This window comes from Dyella sp. 2HG41-7 (genome assembly GCF_021390675.1).
GTDB lineage: Bacteria > Pseudomonadota > Gammaproteobacteria > Xanthomonadales > Rhodanobacteraceae > Dyella_B.
On record NZ_JAJEJV010000004.1, the window covers coordinates 3,634,623 to 3,653,767 of the forward strand.

General features: G+C 61.1%; 19 protein-coding genes. 6 read left to right on the plus strand and 13 right to left on the minus strand.

What is annotated here, in order from left to right; genetic code table 11:
* The first annotated feature begins 17 nt into the window (after window positions 1–17).
* Window positions 18–1,187, plus strand: a complete 1,170-nt coding sequence (locus L0U79_RS17940) for a hypothetical protein (RefSeq protein WP_233843586.1) — start codon at window positions 18–20, stop codon at window positions 1,185–1,187.
* Here the strand turns inward: L0U79_RS17940 and L0U79_RS17945 are convergent.
* From L0U79_RS17945 to L0U79_RS17980, 8 genes are all read right to left on the minus strand, one after another.
* A complete protein-coding gene (locus tag L0U79_RS17945) occupies window positions 1,138–1,815 on the minus strand; it encodes a hypothetical protein (protein ID WP_233843587.1) in 678 nt (225 codons plus the stop codon). The genes L0U79_RS17940 and L0U79_RS17945 overlap by 50 nt on opposite strands.
* A 3-nt stretch (window positions 1,816–1,818) precedes the next feature.
* Window positions 1,819–3,294: an anthranilate synthase component I gene (gene trpE / locus L0U79_RS17950; RefSeq protein WP_233843588.1), complete on the minus strand. Its 1,476-nt coding sequence runs from the start codon at window positions 3,292–3,294 to the stop codon at window positions 1,819–1,821.
* A gap of 65 nt (window positions 3,295–3,359) precedes the next feature.
* Window positions 3,360–5,366: an ATP-binding protein gene (locus L0U79_RS17955; protein ID WP_233843589.1), complete on the minus strand. Its 2,007-nt coding sequence runs from the start codon at window positions 5,364–5,366 to the stop codon at window positions 3,360–3,362.
* Between the two features lie 10 nt (window positions 5,367–5,376).
* Window positions 5,377–5,961: a hypothetical protein gene (locus tag L0U79_RS17960; protein ID WP_233843590.1), complete on the minus strand. Its 585-nt coding sequence runs from the start codon at window positions 5,959–5,961 to the stop codon at window positions 5,377–5,379.
* The gene (pdsR, locus tag L0U79_RS17965) at window positions 5,961–6,650 is read right to left on the minus strand and encodes a proteobacterial dedicated sortase system response regulator (protein WP_233843591.1); all 690 of its coding nucleotides are present in this window, start codon (window positions 6,648–6,650) and stop codon (window positions 5,961–5,963) included. The genes L0U79_RS17960 and pdsR overlap by 1 nt, the downstream gene beginning before the upstream one ends.
* Before the next feature lie 718 nt (window positions 6,651–7,368).
* A complete protein-coding gene (gene rpe / locus L0U79_RS17970; RefSeq protein ID WP_233843592.1) occupies window positions 7,369–8,037 on the minus strand; it encodes a ribulose-phosphate 3-epimerase in 669 nt (222 codons plus the stop codon).
* A gap of 73 nt (window positions 8,038–8,110) precedes the next feature.
* Window positions 8,111–8,914, minus strand: coding sequence for a co-chaperone DjlA (djlA, locus tag L0U79_RS17975; protein ID WP_233843593.1), 804 nt, complete (start codon window positions 8,912–8,914; stop codon window positions 8,111–8,113).
* Entirely contained in the window at window positions 8,911–9,231 is a 321-nt protein-coding gene (locus L0U79_RS17980; RefSeq protein WP_233843594.1) for a c-type cytochrome, read from the minus strand. The genes djlA and L0U79_RS17980 overlap by 4 nt, the downstream gene beginning before the upstream one ends.
* A gap of 360 nt (window positions 9,232–9,591) precedes the next feature.
* Here L0U79_RS17980 and L0U79_RS17985 point away from each other — a divergent pair, with 360 nt between their 5' ends.
* The 4 genes from L0U79_RS17985 to L0U79_RS18000 are packed head-to-tail and all read left to right on the plus strand — an operon-like array spanning window position 9,592 to window position 11,732.
* Complete coding sequence (locus tag L0U79_RS17985; protein WP_233843595.1) at window positions 9,592–10,488, plus strand: phosphoribosylaminoimidazolesuccinocarboxamide synthase; 897 nt, start codon at window positions 9,592–9,594, stop codon at window positions 10,486–10,488.
* A gap of 4 nt (window positions 10,489–10,492) precedes the next feature.
* Window positions 10,493–10,825 (plus strand): multidrug efflux SMR transporter, encoded by a 333-nt coding sequence (locus L0U79_RS17990; RefSeq protein WP_233843596.1) that lies wholly within the window; start codon window positions 10,493–10,495, stop codon window positions 10,823–10,825.
* Complete coding sequence (locus L0U79_RS17995) at window positions 10,825–11,322, plus strand: Mpo1-like protein (RefSeq protein WP_233843597.1); 498 nt, start codon at window positions 10,825–10,827, stop codon at window positions 11,320–11,322. Before L0U79_RS17990 ends, L0U79_RS17995 begins: the two co-directional genes overlap by 1 nt.
* Window positions 11,319–11,732: a hypothetical protein gene (locus L0U79_RS18000; protein ID WP_233843598.1), complete on the plus strand. Its 414-nt coding sequence runs from the start codon at window positions 11,319–11,321 to the stop codon at window positions 11,730–11,732. The genes L0U79_RS17995 and L0U79_RS18000 overlap by 4 nt, the downstream gene beginning before the upstream one ends.
* Before the next feature lie 306 nt (window positions 11,733–12,038).
* Here the strand turns inward: L0U79_RS18000 and tkt are convergent, their stop codons facing one another.
* A complete protein-coding gene (gene tkt / locus L0U79_RS18005; RefSeq protein WP_233843599.1) occupies window positions 12,039–14,033 on the minus strand; it encodes a transketolase in 1,995 nt (664 codons plus the stop codon).
* A 300-nt stretch (window positions 14,034–14,333) separates the two neighbouring features.
* Between tkt and L0U79_RS18010 the strand changes: the two genes are divergently transcribed.
* Window positions 14,334–14,927 (plus strand): porin family protein, encoded by a 594-nt coding sequence (locus L0U79_RS18010; protein ID WP_233843600.1) that lies wholly within the window; start codon window positions 14,334–14,336, stop codon window positions 14,925–14,927.
* Window positions 14,928–15,004: 77 nt separating this feature from the next.
* Here L0U79_RS18010 and L0U79_RS18015 read toward each other — a convergent pair whose 3' ends face one another.
* From L0U79_RS18015 to pyk, 4 genes are all read right to left on the minus strand, one after another.
* Window positions 15,005–15,433, minus strand: coding sequence for an autotransporter outer membrane beta-barrel domain-containing protein (locus L0U79_RS18015; RefSeq protein ID WP_255683006.1), 429 nt, complete (start codon window positions 15,431–15,433; stop codon window positions 15,005–15,007).
* Between the two features lie 432 nt (window positions 15,434–15,865).
* Window positions 15,866–16,870: a class I fructose-bisphosphate aldolase gene (locus L0U79_RS18020; RefSeq protein ID WP_233843602.1), complete on the minus strand. Its 1,005-nt coding sequence runs from the start codon at window positions 16,868–16,870 to the stop codon at window positions 15,866–15,868.
* Window positions 16,871–17,015: 145 nt separating this feature from the next.
* Window positions 17,016–17,459: an energy transducer TonB gene (locus tag L0U79_RS18025; RefSeq protein ID WP_233843603.1), complete on the minus strand. Its 444-nt coding sequence runs from the start codon at window positions 17,457–17,459 to the stop codon at window positions 17,016–17,018.
* A 125-nt stretch (window positions 17,460–17,584) separates the two neighbouring features.
* Window positions 17,585–19,057 carry a pyruvate kinase gene (pyk, locus tag L0U79_RS18030; RefSeq protein WP_233843604.1) on the minus strand — a complete coding sequence of 491 codons (1,473 nt, stop codon included), beginning with the start codon at window positions 19,055–19,057 and terminating at the stop codon, window positions 17,585–17,587.
* Between the last annotated feature and the right edge of the window lie 88 nt (window positions 19,058–19,145).

Consider the following 19,145-nt stretch of genomic DNA (forward strand, 5'->3'; position numbering starts at 1 on the left):
ACTTGTCGGAATTTCGCATGGCGGTGACAACTATCGACGACACCAAGACGCCACGCCTCGCGCGGTCTTCCTTGCGTATCTCGGCGCTGCTTCTCACGGCCGTCACGGCGCTCATCGTGCTGTTTTTCGGATGGAAGAAGCCGACCAACAACTGGGACCTCATCGGTTACGTCGCGACGGCATATAGCGCCGACGGATATCGCGGCGCCGATCTCAACAAAATGACGTATGACAGCGTGCGAAATGCGGTCGACGCGAATACGTTCGCGCAATTGACGCAGGGTGACTATCGCGAAACCGTTTTTCGCGATCCGACGTCGCTGGCGCAACAGCTCCCGTTCTATCGCATTCGCGTGTTGTATGTCGGATTGATCCGGATGATTCATGCGCTGGGATTGAACTATCCCGAGTCGACCTACGCGATAAGCGCGGTGTTCGCGGCGCTTTCAGTCGTGCTGCTTGCGCTGGTTGCGCATAACATCGGCGCGCCCATCGCTGCCGTACCTTTAGTCGTCGCGTTCACGGGATTCGTCGACATCGCAAGACTATCGACGCCCGATGCGATGGCGTGTTTCTTTTCGATGTTGACGATCTACATGTTGATCCGGCGCAACATGTGGGCTTTCCTGCTTGCAGCATTGCTGCCTTTGATCAGAACGGATCTATTGCTGCTTTCGTTGCTCGTACTCGGGCACGCCTTTCTTTTCGGGCAAAGAAAATTCGCACTCGCCTCGATGATGATGGCGTGTTTGCTGTATCTGCTGACCGTAAAAATGAACCACGCCTACGGATGGCTGACTTTGTTCAACACGTCTCTGATCCACAAGACGGCGTATCCAGCCACACTTCTTCCATCGCACGCTCTCGACGATTACCTACGACCGTACGCTTCCACGATCTATAACTTCACGATGCATCCGCATTTCGTGATCTACAGCCTCGCCATTTGGTTACTGATAAGCAACGGAGCTCGTGCGCTTCGCATCGAGAGGCGCTTGATCAGCGCCGTTTTCGTCATCCCGATGGCGTTTGTCGCCGCGCACCTTTTGCTCTTTCCAGCCGACACGTACCGCTTTTTTGTGTTCGCCGCATCGCTGGTCGCGATCGGTTTGATCGGCCAGATGATGCCGCCGCGCGCTAAGGATGAACCAGCACGCGCGACGTATAGCTCTCGACCACCAAACTGAAAGGCTGATTTTCGCCGGTAAAAAGCACGGCGCGATGCTGCAGCACGTGGTCGGGAATGGTCAGCGCTTCATCATGCGACGGCGGCAGCGGTGCGCCGCTGTCCCAACCTTCCGGCAACGGCGACCACAACAGATCAGCCGAAAGTGTCTGGCGGCGAAAATGCAGCGGCTGAACAACTTTGCCGAAGGGCGCGTCGGACGTATCCAGTTGATGATTCATCTCGGCGGTAAGGCGTGAAGGCACGTACCAATTATCCGCATCCGACAGCACCACATCGCCGCAGCTCAACGCAACGCGGCGATAACGCACCGGTTCGTCCGGACCGATGCCGAGCAACGTGCGTCCGCCATCCGGCAAGGGTTTATCCGCACCGTGCACACGATGCGCAAGCACGCGCGGTTCTGGTGCGAGATGATGCGCGGCGCACCATTGCTCCAGCGTCAACGTCGCGCTGGGATGACTCAGCAGTTGTGCATTCAAGGTTTGCAGTTCAGCTAACGCCTGCGTACGACTGAGCGGCGTATCCGGCCAACTTTGCGAGGATTCGCGCGCCGCCAGCGGCGCCGCACATGCCAACACCGAGAGCGCCACCAAACAGCTACGACCGCGATTGAAACGTGGTTGCATGGCTCATAGTCCCTTCGCCGCCTGCGCCACCGCACGGAACAGCGCGCGGCCCTTGTTCATGGTTTCTTCCCACTCCGACGCTGGATCGGAGTCGTACACGATGCCTGCGCCCGCCTGCACATGCAGACGGCCGTTTTGAATAACCGCCGTGCGAATGGCGATGGCGGTGTCCGCATCGCCCCACCAGCCGATCCAGCCGATGGCGCCGGCGTAGATGTTGCGCTTGTAGGGTTCGAGTTCCTGGATGATTTCGATTGCGCGGATTTTCGGCGCGCCGCTGACCGTGCCTGCGGGAAATGTCGCTTTGAGCACGTCCATATAACTGAGATGCGGACGCACATCGCCCTGCACCTGCGACACAATATGCATGACGTGCGAATAACGCTCGACCACGAACGACTCGCTCACTTCCACGCTGCCCGCCTCGCAGATTCGACCGATATCGTTGCGACCGAGATCAATCAGCATCACATGCTCGGCGCGTTCCTTGGGATCGGCCAGCAATTCGGCTTCGAGCGCCCTATCCTCTTCCTCCGAAGCGCCACGCTTACGCGTCCCGGCGATGGGGCGAACCACGACCTTGCCGTCTTGCAAACGCGCCAGAATCTCCGGCGACGAACCGACGATCTGCGTATCGCCTAGATCGACGAAATACATATACGGCGACGGATTCATCGCGCGCAACGCGCGATACACGTCCACCGGTCGCGCGTTAAAGCCCACGCTTAAGCGTTGCGACGGCACCACCTGAAAAATATCGCCCGCACGAATGTATTCCTTCGCGCGATCCACCACCGCTTCGAATTCCTCGCGCGTGAAGGACGATTTGAAATCGCTTTCGTTCAGCGCGGTGGATTGCGTAAGTTGCGGATACGACGCCCCGCCTTGGCGCAAACGATGCGTCAAGGCATCGAGCCTGCGCTGCGCGTGCGCATACGCCTGCGGCTGCGACGGGTCGGCGTGCACGATCAAATACAGACGGCCTTTGAGGTTGTCGAATACCGCCACTTCTTCGGCCAGCATCAGCAACACATCGGGTGTGCCGAGTTCGTCGGGACGATCCCACTGCGCCAGACGCGGCTCGATATAGCCGATGGTCTCAAATCCGAAGTAACCCACCAGGCCACCGCTGAACGCAGGCAACTGCGGGAGGCGCGGCACGTGATACTGCTGACGCAGCTTCTCGATTTCGCCCAGCGGGTCGTCGAGATGACGGCGTTCGACGATTTCCCCGGCGTCTTCCACTTCCAATTCGTGACCGCGCAGACGATACACGCGCGTCGCAGGCAGACCGATGATCGAGTAGCGACCCCATGTCGCGCCGCCTTCCACCGATTCGAACAAGAAGGTGTACGGACCATCGGCCAGTTTGAGATACACCGATAGCGGCGTATCCAGATCGGAGAACACTTCGCGCACAAGCGGAATGCGGGTGTGTCCTTGGGCGGCGAGCGCTTCGAATTCGTCGCGAGAAATCACGTAAGGTTCCGGATGGCCGAACGGGGAACGGCCATTGTAGGGGAAGCGGTAGGAGAAACGCGGCCTCAACCGGCTAGACGTTGCCTCGGCATGCCGTGCAGGCGCAGGCTGAAGGCCACGCCGCTACCATCTTCCAAGTTGCGCGCCGAGGCCATGCCGCCGTGACGCTCGGCCACCAGACGCACGACGTACAGGCCCAGGCCGAGATGCGGCACGTCGCCAGGCGTGGTTTTGTCGCGCAGACTGACCAGCGAGTCGAATAATCGGCCCTGCATCGCTGCGGGCAGCGGCGGCCCTTGGTTCGCCAATTCGATTTCGGCGCCATCGTCGAACGGGCGCAACGTGAGCCTGAGCCAGCCGTCGGCAGGCGTGAAGGACAGCGCATTGTCGAACAGTTTGTCCAAGGCCTGTGCGATCAGTTCCGGCGCGCCGTGCAGATGCACCGACTGATCGGGCAGCACGCAGTCGAGCCGGCGCGTGCCTGCCAGCGGCCGATAGGCTTCGGCGCATCCGTCCACGACATCCACCAGATCCACATCTTCCGGCTCAGCCGCCGCGATCGCGCGCTCCATACGGCTGGCTTCGCTCATAGCGCGAACCAGCGTACCCAGACGCGCAACGCCGTCGCGTGCGCGCGCCAGATACGGTTGCGCTTCGTCGGAAAGTTCGGCGTGTTCGAGGTTGTCCAGCGAGGATTTCACGATCGCCAGCGGCGTATTGAGCTCATGCGAGAGCTTGGACGCCAGGGTGCGCAAATAGTCGGTGTAGCCGCCGACGGCTTCGAACAATTTTTGGAAGCTGCGCGCCAGATCGCCGATTTCGTCTTCCGAATCCGCCATCGGAAAATGGCTTTGCATCAATTGGCCGTCCAAACGTCCGTCGTTGAGCTGTGCCCGCTCCACGGCGTCGCGCAATCGGCCAAGGCGCAAGCTAAGGCGCGTGGCGAACAACAGCAAAATCGCGCCTGCGACCAGCATCACACCGAAACTGGTCGTCAGCAGACTCAGGAAGGCGCGATTGGCGAGCAGCGGCACCGCACGGCTGGCTTGCTCCAACAAAAGCACACCAACCACATCGTCGCCGCGCCGTACGGGCACCGCCGTCGCCAGCACCACGCTGTCGCGTTGTTCGCCCTGGCGCCATACCACTGACGCCGCGCCGCTGTCGGCCGCTTTCACTTCGGGCAGATCCAGGCGCGGCGCATCGGACGTCCAGGCTTCGGCTTCTTCCAACGGATTGGCGAGCAAGGAGCGGTAAATCACCGACGACCACCAACTTGGCTGCGGACCGGATGTCGTCAGATGACCGCTTTGCGCCAGCAACCAGCCAGAAGGCACCAACAAACGTGCGCGGGTACCGCTCGGCGCCAGCTGCGCCAGTTCTTGTGAAAGGTCGCCCGAGTAACGCCACAGCGGACGCACATCCACGGCCATGGGATCGCCGCCATCGACAGCGCTATAAACGCCCACGCCAAGCGCACTCAATCCCAGACCGCGCGGCAAGCGAAGCTCGGCGTGATAGCCGCTGCCATCTTCTTGCCACTGTCCCACCACGCGCTCGGGCAAATCGCCCGCGGGCGGATCGAGCGTCAGCGCGGTGAAGGCGCCCGGCGCGGCGCTGGCGATCAAGTAGCGCCGATGAACGGCGCCTTGCACCAAGTCGAGCACCACATGATCGGATGCGAGCGCATTCGTATCGCCCGCATCCGCACGTGCTCGCCGCGCGATACGCACGTCGATGTAGAGATAGAAGCCGTTATCGTCTTCGGCCAACAACAACTTGCCGTGTGCGCCGACCGGTTGGCTCCATGGCGTCATCGGCGCCCAATCGTCGCCGTAACCGTCGACAACGATGGGACTCACCGCCTGCTGCACGTACCAGCCGTTGCCCGGTTGCGGCAGCGGCACGTCCGTCACGGCCAAACTGCGCGCGACGGCTGCCGCGGTTGCCGTCAACGCTTGCTCTTGGCCTTGGCGCAGCAAGGTTTCCATTTGGCGCACGTACAACCACCCCGCGATAGGCAGCGCGAGGGTGCACAGGGCGACCAGCAGGAGTTTTTGGCGCAGGCTCACAGGCGATAATTTACCTGGATTTGCCGCTGCCGCCGGGCGCCTTGGCGCCGTGGGCGTAGCTCGAACGCTCCGCTACTTGCTGAAATTGATCGAGCAGCGTCTGACGCGACGGGTCGTCCGCGGCGATGGACATCGACCAGCTGTAACGAATGCCCGACGCATTGCCGGGATCGCAGAACACAATCGCGTCGTCGATATGATCGGTGCCGGCATACAGCACGCCGCGGCATGGCATATTGCGATTGTTGACGGCAAACGTAACGACCTGCCCGTTCGGATCGCGCAGCAGATATTGCTTGCGATCATCCTGCAGCTCCGCATCCAGCGATGGCAATTTGGACGGCCAAACGTTGAGCACCATCACACGCTCGGGCTTGCCGGTCCACTCGCCCTGATACAGCACGTAGTTGACGCCGATCGCGCTCGCGTACGTGCAGCAATCCTTGGTCCAACCAGACGGCGCGCTTGTGTTGATCGTCCACGCGGGCGCGTTGCCGTCGGCAAGACCATGCGCATCGACCGCCGTATCGGACTTCGCCGCCAGCGCTGAACCTGCGCACAGCAGCAGGCTGGCCAAAATCCAACGCGAAACCATTACGGACGCCACCGATAACCCACGCCATGTACGGTTTCGATTGCGTCGAAATCTTCCGCCACCGCAATAAATTTCTTGCGGATACGTTTGATGTGCGAGGTGATCGTGGCGTCATCCACGACAAGCTCCGCTTCGCGCATCAACTGATCGCGATTTTTCACGTGTCCAGGGAAACGCACCAAAGTGTGGACCATCCAGAATTCGGTCACCGTAAGCGGCACTTCCACGTCGTTCCAGGTTACGCGCATGCGTTCCGATTCGAGCTTGAGCGGACCGTGCCCGATCACCGTTTCGCTCGACGCCGGCGCTTTCAGCGATTCGATACGACGGAACAACGCAGCGATACGCGCAGCCAGCTGATGCAGGCTCGTGTCTTTGCTGAGGTAATCGTCGGCGCCCAGGCGCAGGCCGGAGATCACATCGAAATCCGAATCGCGCGCGGTCAGAAAAATGATCGGCAGCGTGGAGGATTTCGCGCGCAGTTCGCGGCACAAATCGAAACCGCCCTCAGGCTCGTCGCCCAGACCGATATCGATGATGACCAATTCCGGAAGCCGTATGGCGAACGCACTGGAGGCGTCCTGCCGCGAACCGTAGCCGCGCGTGTCGTAGCCGAAGCGGTTCAACGCCTCGACGTAGTTGGCGCGGATCAGGGGTTCATCTTCGACGATGGCGATGTTGCGTCCCATGTGGATTCCTCGTGACGATGGCGCGCAGGTTGCTATGCGGGTGCGGCTTACGCAAGCCGCTCACGACGTTTGCCCGCGTTCTGCCAGATTCCGTCGTTCGTTCGCCCTTGAGGCGTCGGCGACCGCGCCCGGGCGGGGTGTTTGATATCTCCAACGCCCCGATTACGAGTCTCATCCATGCGCGCCGATCCTTCCGTCGACCCCAATGCCGAACTTCGCAGCTTCGAACCGCTGCGCGTGGTGCTGGCCGTGGGTTCGTTGCTGTTGGCGGCCTTGATGAGCTTGCACTGAGTTTTGCGTGGAACTGCCGTGGAAGGCATGGGCGCGACCGGCACGCAAGGACGTTCGCCGGTCGCGCATCCGGCAACCTGAATCGGTAAGCCTCCACAAACCGCGATACCAAGCCGTTTCCGACCTTCCCCCTGTCCTAGCGTTCCTTCCCCTTCCTGGTCCGAAGGGGATTTTTTTGCCGTACAAAAATATTTTCGGCACGCCGGGAACCAATCGAAAAGAGCCCGGTCCGATTACTTGGCAGGCGCATAGTCCATTGCCGTGGAACTCGCCGAGGTCTGACTGACGGCCGAGCCTCCCGTCTTTCAGCCGCGTGCAGGATGCAACTGCCAATGGTGTCTCCTCTAGCGTCTTTCCGACGCCCCTCTGCCCGGCACAGACTTCCCCCTGTGCCGGGTTTCTCTTTTTTGAGGTTGGCGTTGCGAACTCAGCCGATGCTGGCGCGCATTTTCTCGATCACGGTTCGATAGTCGGGCGCGCCGAAGATGGCCGAGCCGGCCACGAACGTGTCGGCGCCGGCGGCGGCGATCTCGCCGATATTTTCCGCGGTGACGCCGCCATCGACTTCCAGGCGGATCCCGCGACCGCTGTCGTCGATCAGTCGACGCACGCGACGCAGTTTTTCCAGCGCCTCAGGAATGAATTTCTGTCCGCCGAAACCGGGATTCACCGACATGATCAGCACGAGATCGAGCTTGTCGAGCACGTGATCGAGCCAGTTCAGCGGCGTGGCCGGATTGAACACCAGGCCCGCCTGGCAACCGGAGTCCTTGATCAAGCCGATGGTGCGATCCACATGCTCGGAGGCTTCCGGATGAAAGCTGATCAAGCTGGCGCCGGCCTTAGCGAAATCCGGCGCGATGCGATCCACCGGCTTCACCATCAAATGCACGTCGATGGGTGCGGTGATGCCGTAATTGCGCAGCGCTTTGAGCACCATCGGCCCGATGGTGAGGTTGGGCACATAATGGTTGTCCATCACGTCGAAATGCACCCAGTCGCCGCCGGCGGCCAGCACGTTGGCGGTGTCCTCGCCCAGCCGCGCGAAATCGGCGGAGAGAATGGACGGGGCGATGATGGGGGATTGTTTGCTCATGACGGGCCCAGGTGAGATGCGGCGAATGCGAAGCCGTCATTTTACCGGGACGCGGGCGCGTTCCGCTTGTGGCTTATTTGAAGCCGCGCTCCGCCTTGATCCGCTCGTACGCCGCATTGATCTCGCTGGCGCGCCCTTCGGCTCGCTTGCGCATGTCTTCGGGCAGATCGCCCAGGCGGTCGGGGTGATGTTCGGAAATCAGTTTGCGATAGGCGCGCTTGATGGCGCGCTCGTCGGCGTCGCGTGTGATGCCGAGCACGGCGTAGGGATCGGGCCCCTGCGTGTTCCGCTGCGGCGGCACATAACCATGACCCGCGCCCGGACCGCGACCGCCACCGTAAGCGCCTTGCCAGACAAACCCCTTCATCGCCATCAAGGCCATCAGCTCCATGTCGCTGATGCGCAGGGCGAAAGCGAGTTGACGCAAGATCGCCATTTTCTCCGGCGACGGATTGCCTTCGGCCAGCACCGTTTCGATCACCACATCGAGCAACGGAAACGCGTGATCGCGGCGCAGCCCCACCCATTGGCGCAAGGCGCTGATCGGACCGGTCACGTCGAATTCGGGCTGCTTGCCTTTGTTGAAACCCTGTATTGCAACTTGGCGCGCGTTCGCATCCAAGCCCATGCGCGCCATGATGCGTTCGGCGGTCGCGATTTCCGCTTCGGAAACGCGGCCATCGGATTTGGCGATCGCGCCGAGCAGCGCAAACAGCGGAAACACATAGCCGCCCGACTCGGGAATCGCGCTGCGCCGCTGCGTATAGCGCAGATTATCGAGCACGAAGCCGACGATCGCGCCGACGCCCATGCCGACAAAACCATGGCCAAGCAGCAGGCCCGCCATGGCGAACCAGAACGTGTAGGTGTAACTCATGGGCGCGCGGCGGCCTGCGGCGGGAGTGTTTGGGCGCTGTACCAGCGTGCGAGTTGATCCAGCTCCGCATCGTTGAGCGGGCCGATGGCCGTGCGCATCAGCGGTACGTTACGCGTGCCGTCGCGGTATTCGCCCAGCGCCTTGCGCAAGTAATCAAGGCGCTGGCCGGCAAGATTCGGCGCGCCGGGCATTTGCGCCATGCCGGTTTCCCCATGACACGCCGCGCACAACCCCAACCGGACCGGCTTGGCGGGCATATCGGCGGCAAACGCTGGCAGGGCACAGGTCAAAACGAGTGCCGCGAGTACGATTCGCATCGGTAACACATAGGCATGAAAGTCACCGATTCTAGCAGCGTCCCGTGGCTTGACCGGTACAATAGGGATGCTCTGATTAATTCCACGCGGGCGTCACCGGTCCTGTCTGTTCGAAGATCACAGGACCATCGGCGAAGGCAGACTGGCCGTCTGTCGAGACGATGGGCCGAAGATATGCGGAAAGACAGGACCGGCCCGAAGGGTGATGTCCAGAAGGCGTGCAGGCTGCGCCGCGCGGCTTGAACAGACGGCCAGTCTGTCCTGCGCCGCGCAACACACCCTGCGCGCCTTCTGGACATCATGCCGCCCACGTGGAATTAATCAGAGCATCCCTAATTCGTCTCACCCCCGGAGTGCGCTGTGCCTACCACCCTGCTGGAATCGAACCTGCCCGGCCTTGAGCTGATCCACCGCGGCAAGGTGCGCGACGTCTACGCGCTGCCCGGCAATCGCTTGCTGATCGTCGCTACCGATCGCCTGTCCGCCTTCGACGTGGTGCTGCCCGATCCGATACCCGGCAAGGGCGAGATGCTGACGCAGATTTCCAACTTCTGGTTCGGCAAGACCGCGCATATCGTGCCCAATCATTTGCTGCACACGCCGCTGGAAGAAGTACTGCCGGCGGGCACCGATATCGCGCTGTATGAAAAGCGCGCGGTGGTGACGCGTCGCCTAAAGCCAGTGCCGGTGGAAGCGATTGCGCGCGGTTATCTGATCGGCTCGGGTTGGAAGGATTATCAAGCGACCGGTTCGCTGTGCGGCATCACGCTTCCAGCGGGACTGCGCCAGGCCGATCAATTGCCCGAACCGATCTTTACGCCGTCGACCAAGGCGGCGGTGGGCGATCACGACGAGAACGTGAGTTTCGACGCGGTGATTGCCGGTGTGGGCAAAGATCTCGCCGAACAAGTACGCGACGCCACGCTCGCCATCTACAAATGGGCGGCGGCGTTTGCGGCCGAGCGCGGCATCATCATCGCCGACACCAAGTTCGAATTCGGCACCGACGAAAACGGCAAGCTGTATGTGATGGACGAAATGCTCACGCCGGATTCCTCGCGCTTCTGGCCGGCCGATCAATACCGCGTCGGCATCAGCCCCCCGAGCTACGACAAGCAGTTCGTGCGCGATTACCTGGAAACGCTGGACTGGAACAAGAAAGCGCCAGGACCGAAGGTTCCCGAGCAAGTCATTGCAGGCACGTCCGCCAAATACGCCGAAGCGCTGCAACGCCTGGCCGGCATCACGCTGGACTGACCGCATGAACGCGTGGCTTAGCCTGAGCCTCGCGATACTCGCCGAGGTCATCGGAACCAGTGCGCTGAAAGCCTCTGACGGCTTCAGCCATTGGCTGCCGAGCGCGATTGTCGTCGTCGGCTATGGCGTGGCTTTTTATTGCCTGAGCCTCACGCTGCGACAGATGCCGCTCGGCATCGCTTACGCGGTGTGGTCCAGCGCGGGCACCGCGTTGATCGCGCTGATCGGTGTCGTGGTATATCGACAGAAACTGGACCTGGCCGCTGTGCTTGGTATTGGCCTGATCGTGGCCGGCGTGCTAGTGCTCAACCTTTTCTCACGGAGCAGCGCCCATTGATGACGACCGACGACACCACACAAAGCGCACGCAGCATGCGCGATTGGCTCGACAGCTACAGCCGCGATCATCAGCATCCGACTAATCAGATCTTGCACTGGATTTGCGTGCCGCTGATCGTGTGGAGCGCGGTCGCCATGTTGTGGACGATTCCGGTGCCGGAATCGCTTTTACATCCCGGCGCGTGGTCGGTATTTGCGATCGTGCTGGCGTTTGCGTGGTATTGGAAACGGTCGCACCGACTCGGCGGTGCGCTGCTGATCGTATTGAGTTTATTTGCGCTGAGCTGTTTCTACTTGTTTCAGCAATACGGTCCCAGGCATTTGCTACAGCTTGGCATCGGCGTGTTCGTCGTTGCATGGATCGGCCAATTTATCGGCCATATTTTCGAAGGACGCCGGCCGAGCTTTTTTACCGACCTCGCGTACCTGCTGGTCGGACCAGCGTGGCTGATGGATAAATTTCTGCGTCGCCTCGGCTTCAAGGAAACCGCATGACGAGTGTGCTCACGCTGCTCAGCAGCCTGATCTGGTGGGTGTTGGCAAGCAGCGCCGGCGCGATTTTGCCGGCGGTGATCGCATGGGTCGTGTTGCGTTGGAGCGAACGCGCGGCGGTGGTGTTCAACCGCGTTTATCTCGCGTGTTTGATCTGGTGTCTGCTCACGTTGTTGATCGGCGCAGTCGCCGCTGTGCATGTCGGCGTGACACGCGCACCGTTTGGTCCGTTGATCGGTAGCGGAACATTCCGCGCATCGCTGGTGGTGTCGATGCTGATCGGCGTGGTGACGTTGTGGCGCCTGGTTCCGCGCGTCGATGCTCGACGTATTCGCGTGGGTAGCGCGTGTGTCGCGGTGGCAGTAGTGATGGCGATTGCGTTCGGAGTTGTTACGACGTTAGCGAGCGTTTGATCGAACGCAGCCACAATTACTTGTCAAGCAATTCAACCAAGCCGTAGCGTCATTCCGGCGCAGGCCGGACGGAGCGCGAAGCGCGGAGAACGTCCGAAGGGCGGCCCCGAAGGGGTGAGCGAAACGAATCATCCAGTTTCAATACGTTGTGCGAAGCACACTAAATAAATTTAGTGTCCTGCGGACGCCATTTTGGACTGGATTCCGGCCTGCGCCGGAATGACGGTGAGGTATCAATGGTGGCATTCGCGAGTGCGGCCCCCTCACCCCAGCCCTCTCCCCGGAGGGGAGAGGGTGTGAAGTGCGTTAGTCGATAACGCGTTTCACCGTATCGACCACATGGGCGACGGTGAAACCGAAGTGTTCAAACAACGCCGGCGCCGGCGCTGACGCACCGAACGTGGTCATGCCGACCACCGCGCCATCCAGGCCGACATATTTGCCCCAGAAATCGACGCTGGCCGCTTCCACCGCCACGCGTGCGCGGCACCAGCTCGGCAAGATCGCTTCGCGGTATTCCAGCGGCTGCGCGTCGAATTCTTCGGTGCACGGCATCGACACCACGCGCACCGGCACGTTCTGTTGCGCCAGCGTGCGGGCCGCCTCCATCGCCAGCTCCACTTCGGAACCCGTGGCGATGATGATGGCGTTGAACTTGGCGTCCGCCGGATCGGAAAGCACGTACGCGCCGCGCGTGATATCAGCCACCTGCTGCGCGGTGCGCTGCTGATGCTTGAGCGTTTGACGCGAGAAGATCAGGCACGACGGCGCGCCTTTGCGCTCGATCGCCACCTTCCACGACACCGCCGATTCCACCGCATCGCACGGACGCCACACGCGGTTGTTAGGAATCAGACGCAGCGAGCCGAGATGTTCGACCGGCTGATGCGTCGGGCCGTCTTCGCCCAGGCCGATCGAATCGTGCGTGTAGACGTGCACGACATGCGACGGAATCAGGCAGCTCATGCGCACGGCGTTGCGCGCGTAATCGGAGAACACCAGGAAGGTGGCGTCGTACGGCAGGATGCCACCGTGCAGCGCAAGACCGGTGGCGATCGCGGTCATGCCGAATTCGCGCACACCGTAGTGCACGTAGTTGCCGTCGGGACCGGTGATGTTCTTGCTACCCTTCCACATGGTGAGGTTGGAACCGGCAAGGTCGGCCGAACCGCCCACCAACTCCGGCAGCAGCGGGCCGAAGGCATCGAGCGTCATCTGCGACGCTTTACGCGATGCGACATCCGGACCATCGGCCTGCAGTTTGTCGACAAAGGCCTGCGATTTGCTCGCCCAATCGGCCGGCAATTCGCCCGCGGTGCGGCGACGGAATTCGGCGGCGAGTTCCGGAAAGGCGGCTTCGTACTTGGCGAAAGCATCGTTCCACTGCTGCTCGCGTTCGGCGCCGACTTTCTTCTTGTCCCAGCCTGCATAAATCTCGGCCGGAATTTCGAACGGCGGCGAACGCCAGTCGAGTTCGTCGCGCGCGGCGGCGACTTCGTCTTTGCCGAGTGCTGCGCCGTGCGATTCTTCCTTGCCCTGCTTATGCGGCGCGCCGAAACCGATGATGGTTTTGCAGCAGATCAGCGTGGGCTTGTCGCTTTGCGCGACGGCGGCGGCGAAGGCTTTCTTTACCGCTTCGGCATCGTGACCGTCGACGGCGCGAATCACGTTCCAGCCATACGCTTCGAAACGCATCGGCGTGTCGTCGGTGAACCAGCCTTCCACTTCGCCGTCGATGGAGATGTTGTTGTCGTCGTACACCGCGATCAACTTGCCGAGCTTCCACGTACCGGCGAGCGAGGCGGCTTCGTGCGAAATGCCTTCCATCATGCAGCCGTCGCCCATAAAGACATAGGTGTGATGGTCGACGACGTCGTGACCGGGGCGATTGAAGTGCGCGGCGAGCACTTTTTCAGCCAGCGCAAAACCCACGGAATTGGCGAAGCCCTGGCCGAGCGGACCGGTGGTGGTTTCCACGCCTGGCGTTTCGCTGGCTTCCGGATGGCCGGCCGTCTTGGAATGCAGCTGGCGGAAGCGCTTGAGCTGATCCATCGGCAGGTCGTAGCCGGTGAGATGCAGCAACGCGTACTGCAGCATCGAACCGTGACCGTTGGAGAGCACGAAGCGGTCGCGGTTGGGCCACTTCGGGTTGGTCGGATTGAACTTGAGGTAGTCGTTCCACAGCACTTCGGCAATGTCGGCCATGCCCATGGGCATGCCGGGGTGTCCGGAATTGGCTGCCTGGACGGCATCCATGGCTAAGGCGCGGATGGCGTTGGCAAGTTCGCGGCGGGACGTCATCAGTTCTATCTCCGAGGGCAGGCGCAAAGATGCCTATTGTCGCCGATCGGGTGCGGCCTGTCGTCCGCTTCCGCACAGGGCGACGCCTTATTCGCCGCATCTAGAGCCAATCGCCTGGCTGCCACCTTTCACTCGGTTTTCCTACAGCCTTAATCATTCCTTAATACTGTACTGACCGGTATTGAATCCCATCACCCCGCCCCTATTTCCCGGGTACGCGCCGCTCAAGCGGCCGTACGGGACGGTCGGCTTCCCCCCTCGTGCCGACCGTCCCGATCAATGCATAACAAGGAGTACTCCATGAAAAAGACGCTGTTTGCTATTGCCCTCGCTGCTGCGGGTTTTGCCGCAGTCCCCGCTGCATTCGCGCAGAGCACCCCCGCTCAAACGGCGCAGCAAGGCTGGTACGTCGGCGCTGAAGCCGGCTACGGCCAGATCAACAAAGGTCCCTACAATTCCAACGGCGACGCCATTGGCGGCGTCAAGGGCGGCTATCGCTTTGCCGTAGGCCAGGCCACCTCGATCGGCGTGGAAGCCGGTTACCAGTACCTCGGCCGCGTCGATGCGCGTTACTCGAGTGATTCCTCGCTTCGTTCGAAGCTGTACGGCCCGACGCTCGGCGCCAACCTGCGCTACAACTTCACGCCCGAGTGGTACGGCGAAGTCCGTGGCGGCGCGTTCTATGCGCAAGGCCAAGGTCTCACCGATAACTTCAACGGGAGCTATCAACGCTTCGATCGCACGCGTTACTACGCAGGTGTCGGCGTCGGTTACAACCTCACGCAGAACTGGAGCGTGGGCGTGAACTACAACTACTACGACGGCTCCAACCGCAACCACGGTGTACAGCTGGACACCAATGCGGTGACGGCTTCCGTCGAATATCGCTTCTAATAAAAATTTCCATCGCAATCTGCAATGACGTTGTAATGAACGGGCGCCTTGATGGCGCCCGTTTTTTTGTACGCGATTTACCAGCTGTAACGCACTCCCGCCGCTCCACGTACACCATCGCGCTTGCCGCCGTCGTTGTGACCGATGGCGAATTCATAGTCGGCGTTGAGATAGAACGAGAGGTTGTCGCGTATCTTTGTCGTGACGCCGCCGCCGGCCTCCAGTCGTTCGCCACCTGCCAACAGTGCGACATTCGTCCCGCCGAAGTTAGTGCGTGATCGCGCACGCCAATCGTCCCAAAGATTGACACGCGCATACGGTTGCCACACGTGGTGATCGTCGGTTTCCAGCGTCCACTTACCGCGCACGCCGATCCGTCCGCTGGTCATGTCAGAACTGCCAAGACCTACTTCGCCTTCGCCGTCGTTGCGTTGATCGAATGCTGTGTGTTGCCACACGATCTGACCTTGCGGTTCCAGTACGAAGTTGCTGCCCAATTGCGGCAGGTTGAAGGGATACCGTCAGCAAGCAAGCTACGCGTCGCACCTTCGATTTGCCGCGACAACGCGCCAACTCCGATACGACAACCCACGCCTGCAACGCGCCACTCCAGACAACCTGATACACCCTGTTCATGACTGCCCCCAATGGATAAACCGACGGGACTGCTAAGACATGAAGAGAACCAGATCAGGACATCAGTGCCGTGTTATGCAAAAGCACGACAAACACAAGCACTATTTGGCGCGGACACTACTCTAAAAAACGATCAAAATCTGTCGGCGAAACACATAAATAAAACCGACTGATATTTAGACGGCTATATCGAAAAGTCACTCGTTATAACCTCGAAAATACAGCGCAAGGGAAGCGAATAGATAATAAAAAAGGGCGCCGCGAAGGCGCCCTTTTCTTACTGCAAAAAAGCCTGAAACCGATCAGCCTTTCCACTGACCCAACGCAGCGAGACCGTTGTCTTTCGCACGTGCGTGCACCACTTTCTGCGCATCGACGTAGTTGGCTTTCATATCCTTCGCCCACAACTTCAACGCCGCTTGCTGCATGGCGCGACCGTAGGAGAACGACAGCGGCCACGGATGCGGGCCCATGCGATTCATCGCATTGAGATGCGCGGTGGATTGCTCGTCGGTCTGACCGCCCGAAAGGAACACGATGCCCGGCAGCGTTGCGGGTACGGTGGTCTTGAGCACGCGCACGGTGGCTTCGGCGACTTCTTCGACGCTGGCTTGTTCGTCGGCATCTTTACCCGGAATGACCATGCTCACTTTGAGGATAGTGCCTTCCAGCAGCACGTTCTGCTCGTACAGCGCATTGAACAAGCTGCGCAGCACGGCTTCGTGCACTTCGTAGCTCACTTCGATGCTGTGGTCGCCGTCCATGATCACTTCCGGTTCCACCATCGGCACCAGACCGGCTTCCTGACACAGCGCGGCGTAACGGGCGAGTGCATGGCAGTTGGCTTCGATCGCGGTGGAGCTGGGGTTGTCTTCGCTGATGTTGATCACCGCGCGCCACTTGGCGAACTGCGCGCCGAGCTTCACGTATTCGGCGAGGCGTTCGCGCAGACCGTCGAGGCCTTCGGTGATCACGTCGCCCGGGAAACCGGCGAGCGGCACGGTGCCCTTGTCGACTTTAATGCCGGGAATGATGCCGTTCTTCTTCATGATCTGGGTGAAGGGAACGCCGTCTTTGGTCGATTGACGGATGGTTTCGTCGTACAGAATCGCGCCGGAGATGTGCTCGGAGAGGTTCGGCGCGGTCAGCAGCAGTTCGCGGTAGGCCCGGCGATTCTCTTCCGTGTTCTCGATGCCGACCGATTCGAAACGCTTCTTGATGGTGTTGGTCGACTCATCGATGGCGATGATGCCCTTGCCGGGCGCGACCATCGCCAATGCGACGCTCTCGAGATCTTCAATGCTCATGGGACGACTCCATAAAACTTTGGCGGCGTTGGGCCGCAAGGATGGGAGGCCACCCGGGTGGGCGGACAAGCTGGAAAGCGCGCGATTATAGCCCCATCCGGCGAAAGACGCCGTTTGGCCGGTCGGTCAGGCCTGTAAACGGGCCTCAGCTCTGGGCGTAGCCCGGCAGCTTGCAGGGCGCCATGACCTGTGCCTGCTGCGCCGGGTCGTCGGGGGCGTTGAAGGGCACGATGTAATACGTGGACACCGGCGCGTGGTACTTGTTGTTGAGCGCCGGGCCGTAGCGGAAGTTGGAGACGGCGCTCACCGCCGGCTTGGCCAGATCGCTGGGCGGAAACACCTTGACGGCCTGAACGTTCATGGGAACGCCGTCGTTGCCGATGGTGTAAGTCACCGCCACGCATCCGGGCTTATAGATATTCACGCCGCTATTGGGCACATCCACCGAGACATCGCGGTTGAGCAAGACCCAATCGTTGGAAAGCTGCTCGGGCGCGACCTTGCGCACCTGTTGCGCCATGGCCGGCGCGGCGGCCGCCAGTACGGTGGCGACAAGCAGGATGTGGCCGAAACGAGTCGTCGTGCGCATGGCATCTCTCCGAAGTGGGCGGGTGGGGACTGGCATTTAGTCTAGCCAACCTGCAGTCGCTAGGGGCTGCAGGCCTTCGATGCCATTTAATTAGCGCCGCGAACGGAACGTCACGGGCGATCTGCTCAGAGATCCCGCAGGCTTTCCACCATGCCATCGGCGCCCACCGACAGCAATTTCACGGTGTTGGTGCCGCCGCCACGACCGATATGGTCGCCGTGCGTCAGCACCACGCGATCGCCTTCGGCGAGCTTGCCCATCACGAACAACTGACGCACCGCTTCGCGCGCCGACACCGCCGGATTGAGCGTGTCGTGCGTAAACGCCACCGGATGCACGTCGCACAGCATCAGCATGCGACGGCGCGCATCGGCGAACGGCGAGAGCGCGTAGATCGGCACCGCGTTGCGATAACGCGACAGCCACTGCGCGGTCGCTCCGGATTCGGTCAACGCGACAATGGCGCGCACGCCCACTTCGTTCGACATGACCATCGCAGCCAGGGCGATAGCCTGATCGGTGCGGTCCAAGCGGTGTCCGCCTTTGACGAAATCTTCTTTCGGCTCGAACTGGCTTTCGGCGCCGAGACAAATACGGCGCATGGCGGCCACGGCTTTGTCCGGATGCGCGCCCGCGGCGGTTTCTTCCGAAAGCATCACCGCATCGGTGCCGTCGATCACGGCGTTGGCCACGTCGAGCACTTCGGCGCGCGTGGGGATCGGCGAGCGCACCATCGATTGCAACATTTGCGTTGCGGTGATCACTGCGCGATTGCGCTGCACCGTCTCGCGAATGATCTTCTTCTGCAGACCCGGCAGTTCGGCATCGCCGATTTCCACGCCGAGATCGCCGCGCGCCACCATCACTACGTCGGAGGCGTCGATGATTTCGCCGAGCACTGGAATCGCATCCGCGCGTTCGATCTTCGCCACCAGCGATGCGTTGCCGCCGGCTTCTTTAAGTAAGCGCCGCGCCTGCTCCATGTCAGCTGCGGAACGCACGAACGACACGGCGAGAAAATCCGCACCGATCTCGGCCGCGAGTTTGATATCCGCCTTGTCTTTATCGGACAACGCATTGACCGACAAACCGCCGCCCTGGCGATTCAATCCTTTGCGATCCGACAGACGACCGCCGATCAACACTTTGCACCGCACTTCGGTGCCGACGACATCGAGCACGGTCAGCGCGACCAGACCGTCGTCCAGCAACAACACGTCGCCGGCTTTCACGTCTTGCGGCAGACCCAGATAGCTCACGCCCACGCGGGTGTTGTCGCCGGGTGGCGCATCGTTGCGGCAGTCGAGCACGAAGGAATCGCCTTCGCGCAATTCGATCGGTCCGTTGGCGAAACGCTCGACGCGGATCTTCGGCCCTTGCAGGTCGGCAAGCACGCCGACTTCGCGGCCTACTTTCTCGGCAGCCTTGCGCACAGCAGCGGCGCGGGCGCGGTGATCGTCGGGCTGTCCGTGGGAGAGATTGAGACGTACGACGTCGACGCCTTCGGTGATGATGCGTTCGAGCATGCCCGGTGCGTCGGTGGCAGGCCCTAAGGTGGCGACGATCTTGGTGCGGCGAGCGGGAGTTTCGGTAGTCATGTTCACGTTTTCACAGTAGTCCGTGGAGCCTAACAGAACTGAATGCGGACTCGGCAACATCTCGTCATGCAATCGTATGCAAGATCGT

Bases quoted from the DNA above. Each gene is read 5' to 3' on its own strand.
- L0U79_RS17940 (WP_233843586.1), top strand. From the start codon at position 18: ATGGCGGTGACAACTATCGACGACACCAAGACGCCACGCCTCGCGCGG.
- L0U79_RS17945 (WP_233843587.1), bottom strand. From the start codon at position 1,815: ATGCAACCACGTTTCAATCGCGGTCGTAGCTGTTTGGTGGCGCTCTCG.
- L0U79_RS17960 (WP_233843590.1), bottom strand. From the start codon at position 5,961: ATGGTTTCGCGTTGGATTTTGGCCAGCCTGCTGCTGTGCGCAGGTTCA.
- pdsR (WP_233843591.1), bottom strand. From the start codon at position 6,650: ATGGGACGCAACATCGCCATCGTCGAAGATGAACCCCTGATCCGCGCC.
- rpe (WP_233843592.1), bottom strand. From the start codon at position 8,037: ATGAGCAAACAATCCCCCATCATCGCCCCGTCCATTCTCTCCGCCGAT.
- djlA (WP_233843593.1), bottom strand. From the start codon at position 8,914: ATGAGTTACACCTACACGTTCTGGTTCGCCATGGCGGGCCTGCTGCTT.
- L0U79_RS17980 (WP_233843594.1), bottom strand. From the start codon at position 9,231: ATGCGAATCGTACTCGCGGCACTCGTTTTGACCTGTGCCCTGCCAGCG.
- L0U79_RS17990 (WP_233843596.1), top strand. From the start codon at position 10,493: ATGAACGCGTGGCTTAGCCTGAGCCTCGCGATACTCGCCGAGGTCATC.
- L0U79_RS17995 (WP_233843597.1), top strand. From the start codon at position 10,825: ATGACGACCGACGACACCACACAAAGCGCACGCAGCATGCGCGATTGG.
- L0U79_RS18000 (WP_233843598.1), top strand. From the start codon at position 11,319: ATGACGAGTGTGCTCACGCTGCTCAGCAGCCTGATCTGGTGGGTGTTG.
- tkt (WP_233843599.1), bottom strand. From the start codon at position 14,033: ATGACGTCCCGCCGCGAACTTGCCAACGCCATCCGCGCCTTAGCCATG.
- L0U79_RS18010 (WP_233843600.1), top strand. From the start codon at position 14,334: ATGAAAAAGACGCTGTTTGCTATTGCCCTCGCTGCTGCGGGTTTTGCC.
- L0U79_RS18020 (WP_233843602.1), bottom strand. From the start codon at position 16,870: ATGAGCATTGAAGATCTCGAGAGCGTCGCATTGGCGATGGTCGCGCCC.
- L0U79_RS18025 (WP_233843603.1), bottom strand. From the start codon at position 17,459: ATGCGCACGACGACTCGTTTCGGCCACATCCTGCTTGTCGCCACCGTA.
- pyk (WP_233843604.1), bottom strand. From the start codon at position 19,057: ATGACTACCGAAACTCCCGCTCGCCGCACCAAGATCGTCGCCACCTTA.